Source organism: Bacillus sp. 007/AIA-02/001 (assembly GCF_004634455.1).
GTDB lineage: Bacteria > Bacillota > Bacilli > Bacillales > Bacillaceae_G > Bacillus_A > Bacillus_A cereus.
In genome coordinates, this window is sequence record NZ_SEIY01000004.1 from 242,036 (window position 1) to 263,716 (window position 21,681).

A 21,681-nucleotide genomic window follows, 5' to 3' on the forward strand; every position below is an offset into this window, starting at 1 on the left:
GAAAACAAGGGAAACTCTCTCCACTTATTACGGAGAGAGTTTAATCCTTCTTAATTATACATTTTTGATATAAAAGTTTGCAAAACAGCCAAAGCTACCGTCCTATATTACTGAACGATACCACAGCAGTTTTTATATTTTTTACCGCTACCACATTTACATAAATCGTTGCGGCCCACTTGGTCACCTTTTACAACTGGCTTTTTCTTTGCTTCTTCGCCATCGCTAGAAGGATGAACAGCTTCACCTTGAACAACTTCTTGACGTTCTAAGTTTTGTTCAATTTCAGCTTTCATAATGTAACGAGAAATTTCCTCTTCAATAGAAGCAACCATTGACTCGAACATCGCGAACCCTTCCATTTGGTACTCACGAAGTGGATCGATTTGACCGTAAGCACGTAAATGAATACCTTCACGAAGGTGATCCATTGCATCAATATGCTCTGTCCATTTCGTATCTACAACGCGGAATACAACAACCTTCTCAAACTCACGCATTTGCTCTTCTGGCATAAGCTTTTCTTTTTCATTGTATCGCTCTATTAATTTCGCGATAATCGGTTCGCTCATTTCCTCAGGAGCAAGGCGACGTAATTCTTCTTCTTTTACATCTCCGTCTTGAAGAAGGTTTGTATTTAAGTAGTCAACAAGACCTTTAATGTTCCAATCTTCTTCAATTTCCTCTTGCGTATGAAGGGCAACAGCACGTTCTACTGTAGATTTCATCATACCTTCAATAATGCCGCGTAAGTTGTCAGACTCCATTACCTCTTGACGCTGTTTGTAAATAACTTCACGTTGTTGACGAAGTACATCATCATATTGCAGTAACTGCTTACGTGCATCATAGTTATTTCCTTCAACACGTTTTTGTGCAGATTCTACCGCACGAGAAACCATTTTACTTTCAATCGGCTGAGAATCATCCATACCAAGGCGGTCCATCATTGCTTTCATATTATCTGAACCAAATCGGCGCATTAATTCATCTTCCATCGATAAGTAGAACTGCGTAACACCAGGGTCCCCTTGACGACCAGCACGACCACGTAACTGATTATCAATACGACGACTTTCGTGACGCTCTGTACCGATAACTGCTAAACCAACGTTTTTCACATCGTCCCCAAGCTTAATATCTGTACCACGACCTGCCATGTTCGTCGCGATTGTTACAGCACCTTTCATACCAGCCTCTGCAATGATATCTGCTTCACGAGCATGGTTTTTCGCATTTAAGATGTTATGACGTACACCTTTACGCGTTAACATTTTTGAAATAAGCTCTGAAGTTTCAATTGCAACTGTACCTACAAGAACAGGTTGCCCTTGTTTATGACGATTTACAATATCCTCAACAACAGCATTGAACTTACCTTCCATTGATTTAAAGATTAAATCGGCACGATCATCACGAATAATCGGTTTGTTTGTCGGAATTACAATAACGTTCATATTGTAAATGTTACGGAATTCCTCTTCCTCTGTTTTCGCTGTACCAGTCATACCAGATAATTTTTCATACATACGGAAGTAGTTCTGGAATGTAATTGTTGCAAGCGTCATGCTTTCATTTTGAATTTCTACACCTTCTTTTGCTTCAATCGCTTGGTGTAATCCTTCGCTATAACGACGACCTTTCATAAGACGACCAGTGAATTGGTCTACAATTACGATTTCGCCTTCTTGTACAACATAATCTGTATCACGGTGCATAACAACGTGTGCACGAAGTCCCTGATTAATATGGTGAAGAAGTGCTACATGTTTTAAATCGAATAAGTTTTCAATATGGAAAGCTTTCTCCGCTTTCGTAATACCATCTTCTGTTAGCATTACATTTTTCGTTTTCACATCAAATGAATAATCTTTTTCATTTTCTAACGTACGAACAAATGCATTTGCAAACATGTATAGCTCTGTTGATTTTTGAGCTTGTCCTGAAATAATAAGCGGCGTACGTGCTTCATCGACTAAAATAGAATCGACTTCATCGATAATAGCAAAGTGAAGTGGACGTTGAACGCACTGCTCTTTATATAAAACCATGTTATCACGTAAGTAATCGAATCCAAGCTCATTATTTGTGCTATACGTAATATCAGCAGCATAAGCCTCTTGTTTCTCTTCGCGTGACATACTATTTAAGTTAATTCCTACCGTTAAGCCAAGGAACTCATGAAGTTGTCCCATTTCGCTCGCATCACGTTGTGCTAAATATTCATTGACTGTAACAACATGAACACCTTTTCCTGTTAAAGCATTTAAATATACAGGTAATGTAGATGTTAACGTTTTACCTTCACCCGTTTTCATCTCAGAAATATTCCCTTCATGTAAGGCAATACCACCCATTAACTGTACGCCATATGGACGCATTCCAAGAACACGAGTTGCCGCTTCGCGAACAACCGCGAAAGCTTCAGGTAGTAGATCATCTACTGTTTCACCTTTTGTTAGACGTTCTTTAAATTCAAGCGTCTTTCCTTTTAATTGTTCATCAGTTAGTGGCTTAATAGATGACTCTAATGCATCAATTTGCTCAACTGTCTTTTGCATACGTTTAATTTGGCGTTGATTTACATCAAACACCTTTTTTAAAATACCGATCATAGGAAATACGCTCCTCTTTTTATTAAAATAAAACTTCCGATTGTTTTTCTTTTTCTCTATTACAATCAGTCGTTATAAAAATCAAATGTATGTTATGCCAATTTTTCTCCTAATTAAAAAAACTAAAATGTATATACCTAATGATAATTGTAACACTTGTCTTATAACTATGACAACAATCGGCAAGATGTCGGGCCTTATATTCAAAAAAAGTTTTTATTTCATTTGTTACGTTCCTTTTCTCTGTCTCGCTATTTCAATTTCACGTTACAAATTTCGTATTAAATCTAAGTCATATTCTTTCAAGTTTCCTTTTAAAGAATATGACTACCAGAAATTCCTTAATAAAATCTAAATCGACAATTACAAAAAGCCGGAAACTTTGCAGGTGCAGCATCCATAGATACTTACACCTACAAAAAAACTCCGACTTTAAAAGATATTGTTATGTTGCAAGATCTACAAACACCATTAAAATATAGCTGTATCAATCATAAATTTTATTAATTTATCGGTATTTCTAATTCATGATATTTCCCTTTCTTATCCTTTATACAAGAAATGAATTTCACTTTAGTTGATTCATTTGAAAAGTTTTTATAATTTTTATAAGGGTCATCTCCTATAAAATAATTTGCCCCTATATACCCTCGTACTGTTTTACCAGCAGGTATTACAGGATCAAACTGATATTTTTTAGGTAATTCCATTGAATAAGGGATTAAATTATAAAACTCACCTATTTTAGAATAAAACATTGTATCGGAAATAGACTTATTACTAAGCAAGTTAATATCTCGATTTGTTGTATTTGTAATATCTAAAGGTAAAACATACGTCACTACTTCACGGTCTTCATAGGGATCATAAACTTTTGTAGGATCAAGAGGATTGAGTGCATGAAACGTAACTCCTTGCCCATCTTCAAAAGTTCTATTAGATAAAAACTCATCTTTTACCACTTTATAAGATTCATTATTAAGATTTAATGTTTTAAATCTTAATAAACTAGCAAATATACATAGCAACAGACACAATCCAATACTTATTAAGATATGTTTTCTCGTCACTCTTAATCTACCAACTTTCCATTATTAACATGTACAATACGATCTACCATTTCATTATCTAGAACATGCACATCATGACTGGCTACAACAATAGTCGTTCCCTTGGCTTTTTCTACTTTCAAAATATCTAAAACACCTTTTATCCCATCACTATCTAAAGCATTAGTTGGCTCGTCTAATAACAGTAATTTTGGTTGTTCCATTAAAGCTTGCGCTATCCCTAAACGTTGTTTCATACCTAAAGAGTATCTTTTATACTTTCTCTTATCTGTTTTATCAAGTCCAACCCTTTGAATAATATTATAAATCTCCTCATCGGAGATTTTATTGTTAATCGATGATAAAAATTTCAAATTCTGAAAACCAGTATACCCTGGAATAAAACTTGGATATTCAATCAATATTCCCATAGAATCAGGAAATTGCTTTTGTTTTCCAATTATTTCATTATCTATATAAACAACTCCAGAATTCAAGCGCATTAACCCTGATATAGCGCGTAAAATCATCGTTTTACCAGAGCCATTATGCCCCTTCAAAACTAAAAATTCGCCTTTTTTTACTGACAAACTAATATTATCTAACACAATATTTCCTTTTAATCTTTTCGTCATACATTCACATTTAATATAATTGTCCATAAATTATTCACCTATCACATCTAGTTTTTTAAAACAAAAACTACCTAATAAAATCATTACAACAACAATTACTACTCCTATTAAAAGTAAATCATTATATTGAATAGATTGATTATTACCTAAAGTCAATTGAATTGAACTGTGATCAACAAAATACCAACGATTTGGCATAACAAAAGAGCCTAAAAAATAAATACTATGAAAGAAAATAGACAAAAATAGGTACAACAACATTAGTACAAAAACAATAGTTATCGGTATATAAAAAGTTAAAAACTCAAAAATCAAAGCTAATAAAAAGCTTATAATTATTTGAATTAGCATAGTACCTAATATCTTATAAGGAAATTGACTATATAAATTTAAAAAATTATACTCGCCTAAAGAAAGCAAATAGTAAGCGCTAAACCAAATAAAATACATACCAATCCAAATAATAATTATATAAAAAAACAAAGATAATATTTTCGTTAACCACAGAAAATGCTTCTTCTTAACACGAGGAAATAAATAAACACCATTCTGTTGAATATCTGAAAAAGCAAAATTCCCTACAAGCAACAAAGGAGTGATTTGAAAGAATATCCAATAAAAAGGGATAGAAAATCGCCCCTCCTTATAAAAATAAGATAAATCCACAAAATCTACTCCATGAAAAAATCGATAAAAGGTAACATCTACTAATACAGATTCTTTACCATTACTAAGAGGCTGATTGTATAAAAAGGCAATTGCAATAATAGCGTAAATTAAGAATAAAAAAACCATTATCTTGATGGAATCTCGAAACCTTACATATAAATCTCTTTTTAACAAATAATATAAGATCATAATGTAAACTAGACCACCTCTGTCTCATCATTCATAGAAATATAACTTTTTTTAGATAAAATCCATACACTTATAAAAAAGATAAAAAAACAGCCAAATAAGCGTATAAATAAACCAGTAGCATCTTCAAAGACATTTATATAAAAAGCATTTGTAAATAAAAATCCATGTAATATAAATCTATCTAATAAAACAGCAGTAATCATACATATTATTACAAGTAAACTAGGTAAAAATAATTGCAATAAAGCACTTATCATACATATAAAAACACTCGCAAATAATTGAATGCAAAATAATAATGGATAATTTACATCAACACTAGTTACAGCCATCATAGTTGACATCAAAAACAACTGTAAAATCATACTCCCAGCAAAAAAGTAAACAAAAACGAATAATTTTAAATAATATATAGAAACTAATTTCAATGCATTATTCACTCTGTAAACAACATAAATACTAAAAAAGTTCGACATAGAATATACAGAAAAAACAATTGTTAAAGGAATAAATATAGTGGACAAATTATACAACGACATAACCTTATACAAAGCTTCCAATTCGTTCATTTTCTCTTTTACAATTCCGGGTTCAAAATAATTGAACAAGCAACCAATGATACTAACATTAAGTACAAAAAGAATACTTAACCAAACATATTTCATCCTTATAGTTTCTTTCATAACATTATAAAAGAACATGCTTCCTACTCCCCCGTAAATAAAGAACTACAGAACAAAAGCAAATACATAACAGTACACTAAGAAAAATTTGTAATTCAAAAAAGCCAAAATCTTTAATTAAATAATCTTTAGGATTGAGAATCCCTTTTCCAATACCAAGCCAAAAAATATGTAAAATAAATGGAACTAAATAAATAAAATAAACTCGTTTTATAAAAAACGAAACTGATAAAGCTAAACTCGAAAAAACCGCACCGTATAAACCATTTAAAAATAGATACATTAGAAAATATAAAGTAGGGTACTTATAATAAACTATATGAAATTGAGCTGTTGGCGAAACAGTAGAAGCCATATAATTTAATATTGGATGCGGAGCAACTGTTGGATAAGTCATCACATATAAATAAAAATTAAATAGTAAAGGGACACTTATAATAAAAAAAGATACAATAAAATTAATAAAATAAAGCAGCTTAAAATAATAACATGTTCCCATCTTAGAAATAACAGGATAAATAAATCCATAATTTTTATCAATTCTATAAATCCCTGCTACAGCCATTGCGGAAAGCATAGGAAATATAAGTAAATAAAACTCACTATAAAACGATAATCTATTAAAATATAAAATATTAGATAAATATGGGGATACCTTTATAATCCCAGCATCGTTAAATCCTTTAGTTGTCACAAACATAGCAATATATTGAGCAATAACAATTACTAACATAATAAATAAAGACAACCAAAACATCCTACCTTTTAAAATCCTTCCTAAAAAGTAACTCATCTATAGCTCCTCCATAAACCATTAAATTTAAATCTTTTTTAATATGAACAATTGATCCGCAACACCATAACATTTCTTTTCTTTATTTAACCAAATGTAACGAAAAGAAACATTTGCTCTCTCTCCTTCAAATTTAGGAAACTCAACTTCATACTGATAAACATCATTTGCGCCTTTTCTTTTTACACTCTTAACTTCTTGTTTCCACTGAATTACTTCTCCATCAGTTTGTTCAATCCGTCCCAAGAGATACGTTGGTTTTTTCTTATTCGTAACACCCGTCAAAAAAACATAATAATTTTCTGGTATAACTCCTAATTTCAATTTTTTATTTGAAAGCTTATCCTCTATTAAACTATCATTTTTTTCTATTTGTCCTTGAAAGAAATCATCACCATTTTCACTTTCCAAAAACACTTGTTCAAAAATAGTATTTTTGTTAATCCCTTTTAATTCAATACTTTTCAAATTATCTTTTTCCGTTAAAGTATCTTCAATATGTACAATAGGTTCATCTACTTTCTTTTGACAAGAAACTAAGAAACTAATACTCAATATAAAAAAACAAACTAAAATATATTTTGAAATAAACCTCATTACAGCTCCTCCTATTTTAAAAATGAAATAGCAGGAAAAGTCGTATAATCCGGATTTGAAACTATACCACTTTTTCTAGCACTATAAAATAAATAATTTCAATTTATAATTTCTAAATCAATATTCAATGTAAGGTCCACTAGGTCTTACACTATCAGGACTCCAAGCAGTAGGATAAGCATTATTTTCTCTAGAATAACCACCAAATCTCACAGGCACATTTTTCCCATGGTTTTCATATGCATAATTTTGAAAAAGATATGTTCTACCTGGTATCACTGTTCCTTCATGCTTACCTGAAACATTTACCCATTTTCTATCTTCTGCATTTTTATTTTTATCTGCTTCTGTCCAAACATTGAAAGAACCTCCGCCCTTCTCACTGCTCTTCACACGCATATACATAGAGGTAGGCGTCTCTTTAGGACGTGCATTAGTATAATCATATGGACTCCAAAGTCTAAAGGTAAAATTCACATGGTCATCCCTTGTACTAGCCTTAGCCGGTTCGGTTAAAGCGAAAGTACTAGCTAAAATACCTAACGATAAAACAGATCCAAACATAAAACGACTTTTTTTCTTAATGCCCACTAAAAGCACCTCCGATAATTTGTAGCATTATATTGATTGTATTTTTCGACTGAAGGAACAAAATCAATATAATACAATATTATGGTAACAACACCTCAACACACCTTCAATGGATTTCAGAATATTTAATATTACTTTTACACTTGCGAACATTTCGTTAAATTTTTAAAAACAATACTATATCCCTAGCAAAGAATTACTTGTAAAGGTAGCTACATTCCTATGCCTGTTCCAAATAATAAAGAGTAACTCACCTCTCTAAGTTTCGAATTTTCTCCTGCTGTTTTGAGGAAATACCGCCTAAAAATCACTTCTTAATGAAATCGGCTACTTATAAAACTTTTTTAACCTTGCTGCGAAAAATACAAAAAAAGCGCAGCCATTTCGGCTGCGCTTTCGAATTATTATTTAGTTTCGATTAAACCGTATTTCCCATCTTTACGGCCATATACAACATTAGTTTCGTTTGTATCAGCATTTGTGAAGACGAAGAAATTATGTCCTAGCATATCCATTTGTAGGATTGCCTCTTCAACGTCCATCGGTTTTAAATCGAATCGTTTTGTACGTACAAGTTCTAATTCATCTTCTTCTACCTCATCCAAAACAGCTACTGCTTCTGGAAGGATAAAGTTCGTTTTCATAGAACCTTTCTCACGTAACTTACGATTTACTTTTGTTTTATGTTTACGAATTTGTCGCTCAATTTTATCAACTACTAAATCGATAGCAGCGTACATATCGCTATTAGTTTCTTCTGCACGAAGTAATAAATCAGTAAATGGTATTGTTACCTCGACACGTTGCTTGTCAGAGTATACTTTTAAATTAACTTTAATCTCTGGGAATGTATCAAAATAACGCTCTAACTTACTTAGTTTTTTCTCTACATATTCCTTTAATGCTGGAGTTACTTCAATATTTTCACCACGAATGTTGAATTTCATAGATGAATTCCTCCTTTCAAGCCTATGTATTATAATTTCGACATTGGCTTAAAAACTCCTTCTAACTTTTTTAAAAAAATTAGTGGAATTGCAATTTTTTTATCGTTTTTTGTTGAAATGAAAAGATGCATCGTTTCTATCTTTATTTTATCCTATTAACATCGTGAATAACGAATGTTTCTGTGGACAATTCGTTACAGAAAAGAAACAACTTTTTGACAACTTACCCTATAACAAAAACCCCTTGCGAAAAACAAGAGGTTCTACTACATATATATAACGTTGCCACAAACGCAGCTTTCTCTTCCAAAAACAATATACCCTACAGTTTCACAACATTAGCTGCTTGTGGTCCACGTGCTCCATCTACAATGTCAAACTCTACTTGTTGCCCTTCTTCTAATGACTTATATCCATCTTGTTGAATAGCAGAAAAATGGACAAATACATCGTCACCATCTTCACGCTCAATAAACCCAAATCCCTTTTCTGCATTGAACCATTTCACTCTTCCTTGCATGTTCATTCCATTCCCTTCACTCTAAAAATCAGGGCATTCGCCCCATATTTTGACTATAACGAATGACAACATATGAAGTCAAAGAAGACTTATCGCCTTTTTATTATCCCTTTCGACACTGCCATATTAACTTCTACAAAGTGTCAAACTAGATACTTCTCTTGCCCCTCTTTCATATAACAAACTTCCGATTTGCCTAACTGTAATCCCTGTCGTATACACGTCATCAACGAGTAAAATATGTTGCTCAGAAAACATCTCTTCTCCCTGAAAATAAAAAGGATTGCTTCCTGACACCCTTTCTTTACGTGTCTTCTTACTTTGCTTTTCTGTTTCCCTTCTTCTTAATGATGGATAAGAAATTTTGACAGGCAAACAAGTTGCTAATAACTCAGCTTGATTAAAACCACGTTCAATTTCCCTTTCCTTACTAAGCGGAACAGCGATAACGGTTGAAACATTGGCAAAATACTTTTGAAATAAACTTCGAAAAGGACGATAAAAAATGTGCACTAACTCCGCATCCCCCCGAAACTTAAACTGTGCTACTATTTCTTTCATCTCATCATCATACATATATAACGAACGGTTTTTAAAAGAACGATACTTCTCCTCTTTCGTCCACCTTATACAATCTATACAAATACCGTCTTCTTGAAATGAGGCAGGAACAAATTCTAAAGGTCGCCCGCATTCCATGCAAATTTCTCCTATAATATAGGAAAGTTTCTGCTCACATCTATCACATATATATTTTCTATGACACTTTACAAAAAAAGTGTACCAACTAATCTTTTCTACAAAACACTCATCACAAAGTAAACAATGCATTAATCGATCAATCCTTGTTCTTTCGCATTTTTATTCATACCTTGAATATGTTTTTTCGCGCGCACCATCGCCTCTGTCTTGCCATAGTGAAAATAAATGACCTCTCCATACGGTGCTTCAAAGCTCCGCCCTGCTCGGCCCGCAATTTGTACGAGCGCACTTTCTGAAAATATTTCTTCTTCCGCCCCTAAAACTGCAACTTGCAAATTTTTCACCGTTACGCCTCGCTCTAAAATTGTCGTTGTAACTAATAATGGGATTTCTCCCTTTCTGAAAGCCGCTACTTTTTCTTTTCTCCCTGGATCTTCTGCATGTACACCTTCAATTCGATTGTTTAATGGTTTTAACAACAAGCTTATTTCTTCTATATATCGCACATGGGGGACGAATAAAAAAATAGGGAATTTTTTATTTAAGTATGTTTGTAACCACTGTAGTAAAACTCGAGGAATTCTTTTATGAATGAGGTTTTTTTTCCAATTCCCGCACCAACAAAATAAAGGAACTGGCAAAGGATGACGATGATATCGTCCAGAAACAATAACACCTTTTTGTTTACCTTGTTTAAGTTTTCGCTTCCACGTTTCATCTGGAGTCGCAGTTAAATAAATACGCGCCGCTTTTTCTTTCATCGCTTGTTTTACCGCGTACTGTAACATTTGATCTGCACAATATGGAAACGCATCTATCTCATCTACAACCATGACATGAAACGCCCTATAATAACGTAATAATTGATGCGTAGTCGCAACGACTAGTACTGCATCTTTTTCTTTATCCACACTCTCTCCATATAAAGCCGCTACCTTTATATATGGAAATACTTCTTGCAATCTCGGTGCTAATTCCAGAACAACATCCGTTCTCGGCGTTGCGATACAAACTCTTTCTCCTTTTTGAAGTGCTTCGTTAATTCCGTAAAACAACATCTCTGTTTTCCCAGCCCCGCATACAGCCCAAATAAAAAATGATTCTTTTTGCCTAATAGCCTCTATAACTCCTTGCGCCGCCAAATTCTGGCCAGTAGACAACGTACCGTTCCACTGTAACAAGTTTAAATTCTTTTCTCTCTTTCTTTCAGCAATCCCGCGAACAAGTACAGCACATTCACTTACCCTCCCCATCGTTATACACTTCCGGCAATATGCGCACACTTTACTGCACCTTTTACATAAAAACGACGCAAATAGCCGCCGATCTACATTTCCGCAGCGTTGGCACATATATTTAGAATTCTTCTTTTTTACACCTTGTACACATACGATCTCTCCCCTCTTTTTCAAATCGTTTAATTCCCTCTGTAAATCTGAAGAAAGTTCTTCTAATAGCAACTGTTTCCCCGCTAGCATCAACAATCACCTCCAGCACTACTATAAACCTTTCTCATCATCTCGTAAAAACTCAAAAAAGCCGATAACCTACTTATAAAATAGTAAGCTATCGACTTTATACACGTTTTTTATTCTTTTATAAATCCTAGAATCGACCGTATCCTAAGAAATGTTTTTGGTTATACGAACTGTTAATATCACCGTACGCAATTCCTTTATCACTAGCATGAATCATTTGGCCATTACCAACGTAAATACCGATGTGAGATGGACCTGCTTTATAAGTACCTTGGAAGAATACTAAATCTCCTGGTTGTGGGCTACTTACTTTTGAAACAGAATTCCAGTAACCATTAACGTCTTGACGACCTACACCAAAGATGTAAGAAATGAATCCACTACAATCAAAACCACCGTTTGATGGAGATGCACTTCCCCAAACATATGGCATACCTAAGTATTGCTTTGCCTTACCAATTACGCCCGGAGTCGGATTTGAATCTGGTGTTGGAGCTGGCTTTTTCTCTTCTTGTTTAGGTGCTTCTTTCTTAGGCTCTTCTTTTTTTGGTTCCTCTTTTTTAGGTTCTTCTTTTTGAGCTTGTCCACCATTGTTTGCTGGTGCAGCTTGCTCTGCAGGTGCTTGTGCTGGTTGAGCTTGCGCAGCTTTAGCAGCTTGCTCTGCTTGTTTTTGAGCAGCAGCTTCTTGTGCAGCTTTTGCTTGTGCTTCTTCTTCTGCAATGCGTTGTAATTGTAACGCTTGTTTCTCAAGCTCTTTCAATTGACCTTCCGTACTTGTCATTGAAGTTACAACTGTATCCATTTTACCGCTTAAATCGTTTACCGCTGTTGCTTTTTTCTCTTTTTCAGCGTCAAGTTCTTTCTTAGCAGTTTCAATTTGAGCTTGTGCTTCTTTTAATTCTTTTTGTTTCTCTTTTACCGTTGCAACATCTTTTTTCACACTAGCTTGATCTTCTTGTTGTGTTTTCATGATATCTTCATCAGACTCAAGAATTTTAGAAACAGAAGTTAAACGATCAACTAAATCTGCAACGTTTTTAGAGTTTACAAGAACTTCTGTTACAACGTTCGTATTTGGTTGTTCTTGAAGTGCAACTAAACGCTTTCTTAATAGCTCTTCACGTTTTGCAATCTTTGTTTGTAATTCTGCAATATCTTTATTTTTCTTTTCAATTAATTGCTCAGTATCAGCAACTTTTTTCATTGTTTCATCAAGCTTTGCAGCATTCTCTTGAACAGATTTATCTAAACCTTGAATTGTTTTGTTTAAGTCATTCATTTGCTTTTGTAATTCATCACGTTCTTGTTGTTGTTTATGTAAAGTGTCATTTTGTGTGTTAATTTGTGATTTCACGTCAGAAATTTTATCTTCTGCAAATACATTTGGTGTTAGCCCAGAAAACATTAATCCTGCAACTAATGCACAAGATGCCATTTTTAGCTTTTTCATTTTATTTTTTACACCGCTTTCTTTTTTCTTTTTCCGTATATAACCTATAAAATTTATACCATAATTCGGGATTTTTTTTGCTAATGTTACGTTTTTGTAAAACAAATGTAATATTATATGTAGCTCTAGCGCAAAATGCGTATATTTTTGTATGTATGTGTAGAAATTTATATACTTTTCTCACTTCTATAAACAAAGAAAAAACGTAAGGAATTCCTTACGTTTTATTAAATATACGAATACAGATGAAATGCTACTTCATCCATTTCTCAGCCCAATTTTGGACCTCATCCATAACACTTTCTAACGCTTTTCCCTTGTCAGTTAAGCCATACTCGATTCGAACTGGTACTTCTGGATAGACATTACGAACTACAATGCCCTCGCTTTCCAATTCCTTCAAACGCTCTGACAACATACGATCGCTCATATTTGGGATAATATCTGCGATTTCTCTAAAACGTTTCGACTCTTCAAGCAAAGATTTAATAATTAAGCCAGTCCACTTCTTACTAAGCAGAGTAAAAGCTGACTCAAACTTTGGACATAAACAAGAATTATGCTCCATATGTTTCACCTCTCTTCCATTATAATATAGTTTCTTGTAAAAAGTAAGTTATAAAACTTTCCTCATTATTTTATTTTACGTACATTTTACCATTTCCAAATATTAACTTGTCAACTAAACGTAACATACCCGTAAAAAAACCCTCTTAAAAAGAGAGCTTTTTATATCTTTATTACTTCGTATACCATCCAAGACCTAATGCACCTTCACCTAAGTGCGTACCAATTACAGCTCCAAAATAACCTGTACGAATTGTGACGTGAGGATATTTTGCTTCTAATTCTTTCTTCCATTCATGCGCTTCCTCTTCACGTTGCGCATGAATGATAACTGCTTCCATAGGTACACCTTTACTTGCTTGCTCATCAAAAATTTCAATGATACGTTTTAATGCTTTTTTACGTGTACGAATCTTTTCAAACGGAATAATGATTTTATCTCTAAAATATAAAACTGGCTTCACTTGTAACAGACTGCCGATGAAAGCTTGCGCGCTATTTAATCGACCACCACGTTGTAAATGATGTAAATCATCAACTACAAAATAGGCGTCCATCGTTTTCTTCATTTCATCAAAACGAGCGATAATTTCTTTTGGGTTCTTTCCTTCACTTGCTAACTTTGCACCTTCACGCACATAAAATCCTTGTACTTCACAACTAATTTCAGAGTCATACGTGTATACATCAATACCTTCTACCATCTGTCCAGCTGTTGTTGATGTTTGATATGTACCACTAATTCCACTTGATAGGTGAATACTAATAACTGCATCATAATCTTTAGCTAGTTCTTCATATAGCTCAACAAACTTTCCGATTGCTGGTTGAGAAGTTTTTGGAAGTTCCTCTTGTTCACGTACTTTCACATAAAAATCATCTGCTGAAATTTCAGCTTCTTCTTGATAAGATTCTGTTCCAAACACAACGTTTAATGGAATCATATATATATTGAGTTCATCACGAATTTGCTTCGGTATATATGCCGTACTATCAGTAACAATAGCTATTTTCATTTTCGTACCTGCCTTATAAAAAGTTTTATTTCCTAATTTTACACGAAAACTACAAATGGTGCATCCATACATGAAAATGCCGGTTGAAATTATACCTACCATCTCGACAAATTACAACAAAAAGATTAAATACTCACCAAAAACTTCAGCATATTTAGAAAAAATGTTTGAATATAAAAAGGCTCGCTTTTAAAATGGAAAGTACTAGTCATTTTGATAGATAGGGGCGTACACAAGTGCTATTACAATATTTTACAATCAAAGACTACGGCGAACACGAAATCGTCATTCAAAAATCAAGATTTATTTGTTATATTAGCCGAGCAACAACTGAGGAAGAGGCTCAAGAATTTATACAAAAAATAAAAAAACAACATTGGAATGCAACACATAATTGTTCCGCTTATTTAATTGGCGAACAAGATCATATTCAAAAGGCAAATGATGACGGTGAGCCTAGCGGTACAGCTGGCGTACCAATGTTAGAGGTACTAAAAAAACGCGGACTAAAAGATACCGTCGTCGTCGTAACACGCTATTTTGGTGGCATTAAACTTGGCGCAGGTGGATTAATTCGTGCATATGGAAAGTGTACAAGCGAAGGCATTAATCATGTCGGTGTTGTTCAGCGAAAACTAATGCGTGTGATGCAAACCGAGATTGATTACACATTACTTGGCAAAGTGGAAAATGAATTACGCAATTCAAAATATGTCATTAAAGATATTCATTATCTAGAAAATGTCACATTTGATACGTATGTAGAAGAAGACGGCAAACAAGCATTTACAGATTGGATGATTGAATTAACAAACGGGAAATGTACAATTACAGAAGGAGATATGTTGTACTTAGAACAAGATGTTATCTAAGAATAACCCATTTATCACCTTCAAAGATTAATGTAGTGAATTACTTCCCTACAAATGAACTAACGAACTAAGGAGATTATATATGGAAGAACGTTATTATCATCTCCAAAATAGCAGAATAAAAAAGAAGCGAAGAAGGAAACTTTTCTTCTTCCTTATTTTCGCATTTTTATTTGGCAGCATAGGAGTTTATGTGTTAAATTCTTACTCTTCTCTTATGGGGATGTATAGTGGTTTTACTCGTGAAAAATCGGATTTAAGAAACGAAGATGTAGAAATTACAAAGGAACCTTTTACAATTCTCATTATGGGTATAGAAGATTATGCGACAGATGGTCAAAATGGTCGTACAGACTCATTAATGTTTGCAACAGTCAATCCGAAAACTAAAAAGATTTCGCTTATGAGCATTCCTCGTGATAGCCGCGTTCCGATTGTCGGAAAGGGAAAAGAAGACAAAATTAATGCCGCCCATGCTTACGGTGGAGAGGAAATGGCAATCAAAACTGTAGAAGGTTTTCTAAAAGTTCCTGTAGACCATTATATTAAAATTGATTTCCAAGGCTTTAAAGGTATCGTTGATGCTGTTGGCGGTGTTACCGTTGACGTACCCTTCGATTTCTGGGAGCGCTCTGACGTGGATTACTACAAAAAAATTCAGTTTAAGCAAGGACAGCAAAACTTAAACGGTGAAGAAGCACTTGCTTATGTCCGTATGCGAAAGCAAGATCCAAATGGCGATTATGGTCGAGCTGCTAGACAAAGACAATTACTGGCCGCTGTTGCCCAAAAGCTAAACTCCACCTCTACTGTATTTAAAATTAAAGATTTAACAGCTGTCGTTGGAAAATATATAAAAACCGACATTCCTATTTCAGACGGACTTGCTCTTTACAATAAACTTTCTGGATTTGATCCTTCTACAATGCAAACGTTAAAGCTTGAAGGCGAAGACAAAAAGATAGGCGGTATTTATTACTTCCTTCCAGATCCAATCAGTGTAGAAACGGTGCGTAACGAAATTGAAAAAGAATTAGGAGAAAAAGCAAAAAAACCCACTACAAAAAACAACTCAAGTCCTGATTCAAATTCTAATTCTAACGAACAAACAAAAAAAGCAACAAACCAAAATAAAACACCAACTGATCCGCCACCTTCTACAAATGCTCATGCAGAGTGGATTATGCGCAATCAGCCGTAACAAAAAGGCCCAATCTATGCGATTGGGCCTTTTTTATTTACTTATTAAAGTGCTGTAAAATTGCTTCTACAATACGCTCTGATGCACGACCATCACCGTAAGGGTTAGATGCTTTCGCCATCTTATCATGAGCTTCTTTATCTGATAACAGCTCATCAGCAAGACCAAAGATTGTCTCTTCGTCTGTTCCTGCTAATTTCAGCGTACCTGCTTCAATACCTTCAGGGCGCTCTGTTGTATCACGAAGAACAAGAACTGGTACACCAAGTGATGGAGCTTCTTCTTGTACACCACCAGAATCCGTTAACATTAAGTATGAACGAGCTGCAACATTGTGGAAATCAATTACATCTAGCGGCTCAATTAAATGAATACGGTTATGTTCACCTAAAATTTCATTTGCTATTTCACGAACAACAGGGTTCATATGAACAGGGTACACAACTTGTACATCTTCATGTTTGTCAACAAGACGCTTAATTGCACGGAACATATTACGCATCGGTTCACCTAAGTTTTCACGGCGGTGAGCTGTCATAAGTACAAGACGATCATTTCCAAGTTTCTCTAGTACAGGATGACTATATGTTTCTTTTACAGTCGTTTGTAGCGCGTCAATCGCTGTATTTCCTGTGATGAAAATACGTGACTCATCTTTATTTTCCTTCTGTAAGTTCGTTGCTGATTTTGCTGTCGGTGAGAAATGAAGATCCGCCATTACACCTGTTAATTGACGATTCATCTCTTCTGGGTATGGAGAATACTTATCCCACGTACGAAGGCCCGCCTCAACATGACCTACTGGAATTTGATTATAAAAAGCAGCTAAACTTGCAATAAATGTTGTTGTTGTATCACCATGTACAAGTACAATATCCGGCTTCGCTTCTTTCATTACTTTATCCAAACCTTCTAAACCACGCGTTGTAACATCAATTAAAGTTTGGCGGTCTTTCATAATATTTAAATCGAAATCTGGCGTAATTCCAAAGATACTTAATACTTGATCTAACATTTGGCGATGTTGTGCTGTTACAGTCACAATCGATTCAATTTTTTCTGGGTGTTTTTGCAACTCTAATACAAGAGGTGCCATTTTAATTGCTTCTGGACGTGTCCCGAAAATTGTCATTACTTTTAAACGTTCAGTCATGTGATTGCCTCTTTTCTTTCACTAATTACAGCTTCTATTATGACATATAAAAATATGCATGAGTACATCCCTTTTTAACGCATAACAGAAACTTTTCTATTACAAATACTTTTTCTTCCCACCGAGTAATAATCTATCTTTTGTTTCTTAACATCTTCATCAGTATAACAATTTCTCCCATCAAATAAAATAGGCTCCCTCATAAGTTGTACGTACTTTTCTAACGGATAAGTTTGAATATCTCCCCATTCTGTTACGATAAAAACCGCACTCGCATCTCTAATCGATTCATCTATACATCTACTATATTGTATAGCATCTCCAAATATATTCTTTACATATTGAATTGCTTTTGGGTCATAAAGAACAATATCTGCACCTATATTAATTAATGCTTCTATTATAATAAGAGATGATGCCTCTCTAATATCATCCGTATTCGGTTTAAAGGATGCGCCAAGAACTGCAATCCGCTTTTTATTCATGTTCATAACTTTTTTCGCTTTTTCAATCAATAGCAGCTGTTGCTTATTATTTACTTCAATAACTGCTTTTAACAAACGAAAATCATGAGCAACATTTCCCGCAATTTGTACCAGTGCTTTCGTATCTTTCGGAAAACACGACCCTCCGTAGCCAATGCCCGCATTTAAAAAAGATGCACCGATTCTCTTATCCATTCCCATCCCTTTGGCAACATCCAATACATTCGCGCCTACCTTCTCACATATATTTGAAATTTCATTAATGAAACTAATCTTTGTAGCTAAAAAGGCGTTCGACGCGTATTTAATCATCTCCGCACTTTTAATATCTGTAACATACGTTTCTAAGCATAATTGACTATACAAACTCTCTACTCTTCTTGCTACTTCCTTACTATCCGCTCCAATTACAATACGATCTCCATGAAAGAAATCATAAATACCTGAACCCTCACGCAAAAACTCTGGATTCGATACGATATGTACTGTATGCCTCCCTTTTAACTTCTCCTCAATCCATCCCTTCATTACATCATTTGTGCCTACTGGAACTGTACTTTTCGTAACAACAATAATATCGTTCGTCGCATATAATCCAATATCGTCACAAGCACTCTGAATATACGTTAAATCTGCCGTCCCATCTAATAACGGTGGTGTTCCAACTGCAATAAATATAAACTCTACATCATCAAATGCCTCTTCTTTATTTGATGTAAAAGTTAAAGCATTATTCTCATATGCATAATTTATTAATTCATGTAATCTGGCCTCATAAATAGGTAAATCCCCTTGTTTTATCCGTTCAATTTTTTCATCATCTATATCAAAACATGTAACTGAATGCCCTAATTTTGCCAATCCTACTCCTGTAATCAATCCAACATATCCAGTACCTACTATCGTAATTTTCATTTCCTTTTCGCACAGGAATTTACAATAGAAAAGATATGAAATATAGAACTCTCCCTGCGCTTCCCCCTCTCATATTAAAAATGAGAAAACCCTTTTCCTTCTTCATTATATGAATTACTTCCCTTACTTTTTTTAAAGTTTTTGTAAAATTAAATGCACTATAAAGTAAAACTTAATCAGTGAGAATCAGGCTGCCAGGTCACGCGTGATAAATTCCCACATTTTAACACGAAACTTACTCATTTCTACGTGCAACACTTATAATACTGAAATAAAAGTATTCACTATTGAAGAAAAAGAGGAAATGTTACATTCCAAAGCCCAGTACGATTAACCTTCTTATATGATTCAACATTCTATATACAATTGTCATATATTCTATCCGCTTCCATTAACCGTAAAAAGAAAAAAAGATTGAATTCTAATCTTTTTGTGATACCATATGTTATGAGCCTGTAAATAAACATCATAATTTTCAGATAAATATATTTTCAAAAAAAAATTACGTTAGACTATAAAGGGTGGGGTATTAATGGACTCACAAGTGATTTATGCCATTTTGGCATCTTTCATCACTGTACTCGTCGTTACTCCTTTAGTTATTAAATTAGCTTTTAAAATAGGAGCGACAGATAAGCCAAACGCACGTAAAGTGCACCAAAAGATTATGCCACGTCTTGGCGGGTTGGCAATATTTATTGGTGTAGCTGTAGGATTTGTTGTCGGCGGCTTATATGAACAAAGAATGTTATCGATAACGCTAGGTGCGATTATCATTGTAATCATCGGAATTTTAGATGATATGTACGAGTTATCTGCGAGAGTAAAATTCGGTGGACAACTGTTAGTTGCCATTATGATTGTAAAAAGTGGATTATTAGTGCAAGTATTATATATCCCATTCCTTGGGGATACTGAACTTGGATGGCTTGCTTATCCAATTACAGTATTTTGGCTTGTAGGTATTACGAATGCAATCAACTTAATTGACGGCTTAGATGGATTATCTGCTGGGATTTCATCTATCGTACTTGCAACGCTAGCATATATGGCCTTCACTAGCCCATGGGGTACTGGAACAGCTATTATCTTGCCACTTGCATTAATTATATTAGCAAGTACAATTGGATTTTTATTCTACAACTTCCATCCAGCAAAAATTTTCATGGGAGATACAGGAGCACTATTTTTAGGATACTGTATTTCTGTTATATCGTTACTTGGATTATACAAAAGTGTAACGTTATTCAGTTTTATCGTTCCAATTATCATTTTAGGTGTACCTATATTTGATACGATATTTGCAATCATCCGTCGTATCGTAAATAAAAAACCTATTTCAGCACCAGATAAATCGCATTTACATCACCGCTTACTTGCAATGGGATTCTCTCATCGCAAAACGGTACTAATTATATACGCATTCGGTATTTTCTTTAGTGTAAATGCCATTATTTTCACTAGTGCAACGTTATGGTTATCCATTATTCTTCTTTTCGCTTTGATTTTCTTCACAGAAATCATCGCTGAAATAATCGGGCTTGTACATGAACGCTACAAACCAATCATTTCCTTTTATAAAAAAGTGAAAAAACGCGAAGACTAATTGTAGTATAGCCTTTTCAATTATGAAATATTCAAATAGCATCCTCTTTCTTATAAGAGGATGCTATTTTTTATTCTCATTTTATATTTCCAAAATATAGATTGTTTGAGAGTTCCTCTATTGGAGAAAGATATACATAATAAGAAAAGTATCAAGTTTTCTTTTTTACATCTTGATTGTCAAACTGAGGGTGAATGTTATGATCAAGCGAGTATTTCAATGTATTATTTTATTTTTAACGATTACTATGTACGTATCATCTAATACTGAAGCAACAACTGTTATTCCTGCTGAATATCATCCAAATACTGAAACAACTTCTCCTACACAAAAAATTGCGTACTTAACATTTGATGACGGGCCAAACAAATATACTACACAAATTTTAAACATCTTAAAAGAAAAGAACGGAAAAGCAACTTTCTTTGTTATTGGCGGAAAAGTGCCACATTACACAAAAACGATGCAACGATTAATTAAAGAAGGACATTATATCGGGCTCCACAGCATGTCACATGATGTAAAACGCCTTTACACTGGTGACCCTTCCACTTTAATTGCAGAAATGGAGCAAACACAAAGCATTGTCCAGCAAGTTACGAAATTAAATACACATCTCGTTCGCGTTCCATATGGTAGTATGCCTTACTTAAAAAAGAATTACCGTGACGCACTTGTATCGGCCCAGTATAAAATGTGGGATTGGACGATCGATACATACGACTGGAAAAGCTATGACAATCCTTCTGCCATACTCGAAAGAGTACGTAACCAAAGTGATGAACAAGTCGAAGTCATTTTAATGCATGATTCGAGTGTAACCGTACAAATACTGCCAAAAGTAATTGATTATTTACAGTCACAAGGATACAAACTTCTTCCCTATAATCCTTCTTCTCATCTCAAGGTGAATTTTTGGAAAGACACAAGATTGTAACAGCTTTA

21 protein-coding genes and 1 pseudogene are annotated in these 21,681 nt (G+C 34.1%); 5 read left to right on the forward strand and 17 right to left on the reverse strand.

What is annotated here, in order from left to right; translation table 11 throughout:
• Window positions 1-107 precede the first annotated feature (107 nt).
• Window positions 108-2,615, reverse strand: a complete 2,508-nt coding sequence (secA, locus tag ES895_RS12915; protein WP_000579388.1) for a preprotein translocase subunit SecA — start codon at window positions 2,613-2,615, stop codon at window positions 108-110.
• A 357-nt stretch (window positions 2,616-2,972) separates the two neighbouring features.
• On the opposite strand from secA, the pseudogene ES895_RS30215 reads away from it, so the two are divergent.
• A pseudogene (locus tag ES895_RS30215) lies at window positions 2,973-3,122 on the forward strand (tyrosine-type recombinase/integrase); the annotation flags it as partial.
• On the opposite strand, the gene ES895_RS12920 reads toward ES895_RS30215, so the two are convergent.
• The 14 genes from ES895_RS12920 to ES895_RS12985 all read right to left on the reverse strand — a co-directional run bounded on the left by ES895_RS12920 (window position 3,119) and on the right by ES895_RS12985 (window position 14,504).
• Window positions 3,119-3,646: a hypothetical protein gene (locus tag ES895_RS12920; RefSeq protein WP_135238403.1), complete on the reverse strand. Its 528-nt coding sequence runs from the start codon at window positions 3,644-3,646 to the stop codon at window positions 3,119-3,121. The pseudogene ES895_RS30215 and the gene ES895_RS12920 overlap by 4 nt on opposite strands.
• Before the next feature lie 41 nt (window positions 3,647-3,687).
• A complete protein-coding gene (locus tag ES895_RS12925; protein WP_098202799.1) occupies window positions 3,688-4,326 on the reverse strand; it encodes an ATP-binding cassette domain-containing protein in 639 nt (212 codons plus the stop codon).
• Between the two features lie 3 nt (window positions 4,327-4,329).
• Window positions 4,330-5,094: a hypothetical protein gene (locus tag ES895_RS12930; RefSeq protein ID WP_033667451.1), complete on the reverse strand. Its 765-nt coding sequence runs from the start codon at window positions 5,092-5,094 to the stop codon at window positions 4,330-4,332.
• 71 nt (window positions 5,095-5,165) lie between these two features.
• Window positions 5,166-5,861, reverse strand: coding sequence for a hypothetical protein (locus ES895_RS12935; protein WP_000466510.1), 696 nt, complete (start codon window positions 5,859-5,861; stop codon window positions 5,166-5,168).
• Window positions 5,848-6,636, reverse strand: a complete 789-nt coding sequence (locus ES895_RS12940) for a hypothetical protein (RefSeq protein ID WP_135238392.1) — start codon at window positions 6,634-6,636, stop codon at window positions 5,848-5,850. The genes ES895_RS12935 and ES895_RS12940 overlap by 14 nt, the downstream gene beginning before the upstream one ends.
• A 27-nt stretch (window positions 6,637-6,663) precedes the next feature.
• Complete coding sequence (locus ES895_RS12945; protein ID WP_001211057.1) at window positions 6,664-7,233, reverse strand: hypothetical protein; 570 nt, start codon at window positions 7,231-7,233, stop codon at window positions 6,664-6,666.
• A 117-nt stretch (window positions 7,234-7,350) separates the two neighbouring features.
• Window positions 7,351-7,824, reverse strand: coding sequence for a hypothetical protein (locus ES895_RS12950; protein ID WP_000511548.1), 474 nt, complete (start codon window positions 7,822-7,824; stop codon window positions 7,351-7,353).
• Window positions 7,825-8,228: 404 nt separating this feature from the next.
• Window positions 8,229-8,771, reverse strand: coding sequence for a ribosome hibernation-promoting factor, HPF/YfiA family (gene hpf / locus ES895_RS12955; RefSeq protein ID WP_000671186.1), 543 nt, complete (start codon window positions 8,769-8,771; stop codon window positions 8,229-8,231).
• A 322-nt stretch (window positions 8,772-9,093) separates the two neighbouring features.
• Window positions 9,094-9,291 carry a cold shock protein CspC gene (gene cspC / locus ES895_RS12960; protein ID WP_001990088.1) on the reverse strand — a complete coding sequence of 66 codons (198 nt, stop codon included), beginning with the start codon at window positions 9,289-9,291 and terminating at the stop codon, window positions 9,094-9,096.
• A 126-nt stretch (window positions 9,292-9,417) separates the two neighbouring features.
• Complete coding sequence (locus ES895_RS12965; protein WP_033668092.1) at window positions 9,418-10,122, reverse strand: ComF family protein; 705 nt, start codon at window positions 10,120-10,122, stop codon at window positions 9,418-9,420.
• Window positions 10,122-11,471: an ATP-dependent helicase ComFA gene (comFA, locus tag ES895_RS12970; protein ID WP_135238393.1), complete on the reverse strand. Its 1,350-nt coding sequence runs from the start codon at window positions 11,469-11,471 to the stop codon at window positions 10,122-10,124. Before comFA ends, ES895_RS12965 begins: the two co-directional genes overlap by 1 nt.
• 127 nt (window positions 11,472-11,598) lie before the next feature.
• Entirely contained in the window at window positions 11,599-13,026 is a 1,428-nt protein-coding gene (locus ES895_RS12975) for a C40 family peptidase (RefSeq protein ID WP_044584985.1), read from the reverse strand.
• Between the two features lie 148 nt (window positions 13,027-13,174).
• On the reverse strand, window positions 13,175-13,489 hold the full coding sequence (locus tag ES895_RS12980; RefSeq protein ID WP_000400857.1) for a winged helix-turn-helix transcriptional regulator: 315 nt from the start codon (window positions 13,487-13,489) through the stop codon (window positions 13,175-13,177).
• Window positions 13,490-13,661: 172 nt separating this feature from the next.
• On the reverse strand, window positions 13,662-14,504 hold the full coding sequence (locus ES895_RS12985; RefSeq protein ID WP_002103834.1) for a DegV family protein: 843 nt from the start codon (window positions 14,502-14,504) through the stop codon (window positions 13,662-13,664).
• 236 nt (window positions 14,505-14,740) lie between these two features.
• Here ES895_RS12985 and ES895_RS12990 point away from each other — a divergent pair, with 236 nt between their 5' ends.
• Both ES895_RS12990 and ES895_RS12995 read left to right on the forward strand, forming a co-directional pair.
• A complete protein-coding gene (locus tag ES895_RS12990; RefSeq protein ID WP_000926666.1) occupies window positions 14,741-15,376 on the forward strand; it encodes a YigZ family protein in 636 nt (211 codons plus the stop codon).
• A gap of 82 nt (window positions 15,377-15,458) precedes the next feature.
• Entirely contained in the window at window positions 15,459-16,577 is a 1,119-nt protein-coding gene (locus tag ES895_RS12995; RefSeq protein ID WP_000392785.1) for an LCP family protein, read from the forward strand.
• A gap of 37 nt (window positions 16,578-16,614) precedes the next feature.
• Here the strand turns inward: ES895_RS12995 and wecB are convergent, their stop codons facing one another.
• Window positions 16,615-17,730: a non-hydrolyzing UDP-N-acetylglucosamine 2-epimerase gene (wecB, locus tag ES895_RS13000; protein ID WP_000140145.1), complete on the reverse strand. Its 1,116-nt coding sequence runs from the start codon at window positions 17,728-17,730 to the stop codon at window positions 16,615-16,617.
• 74 nt (window positions 17,731-17,804) lie between these two features.
• Complete coding sequence (locus ES895_RS13005; RefSeq protein WP_135238394.1) at window positions 17,805-19,130, reverse strand: UDP-glucose dehydrogenase family protein; 1,326 nt, start codon at window positions 19,128-19,130, stop codon at window positions 17,805-17,807.
• 532 nt (window positions 19,131-19,662) lie between these two features.
• Between ES895_RS13005 and ES895_RS13010 the strand changes: the two genes are divergently transcribed.
• Complete coding sequence (locus tag ES895_RS13010) at window positions 19,663-20,736, forward strand: glycosyltransferase family 4 protein (protein WP_000378319.1); 1,074 nt, start codon at window positions 19,663-19,665, stop codon at window positions 20,734-20,736.
• A 199-nt stretch (window positions 20,737-20,935) separates the two neighbouring features.
• Window positions 20,936-21,673 (forward strand): polysaccharide deacetylase family protein, encoded by a 738-nt coding sequence (locus ES895_RS13015; protein ID WP_000597152.1) that lies wholly within the window; start codon window positions 20,936-20,938, stop codon window positions 21,671-21,673.
• The last annotated feature ends 8 nt before the right edge of the window (window positions 21,674-21,681 follow it).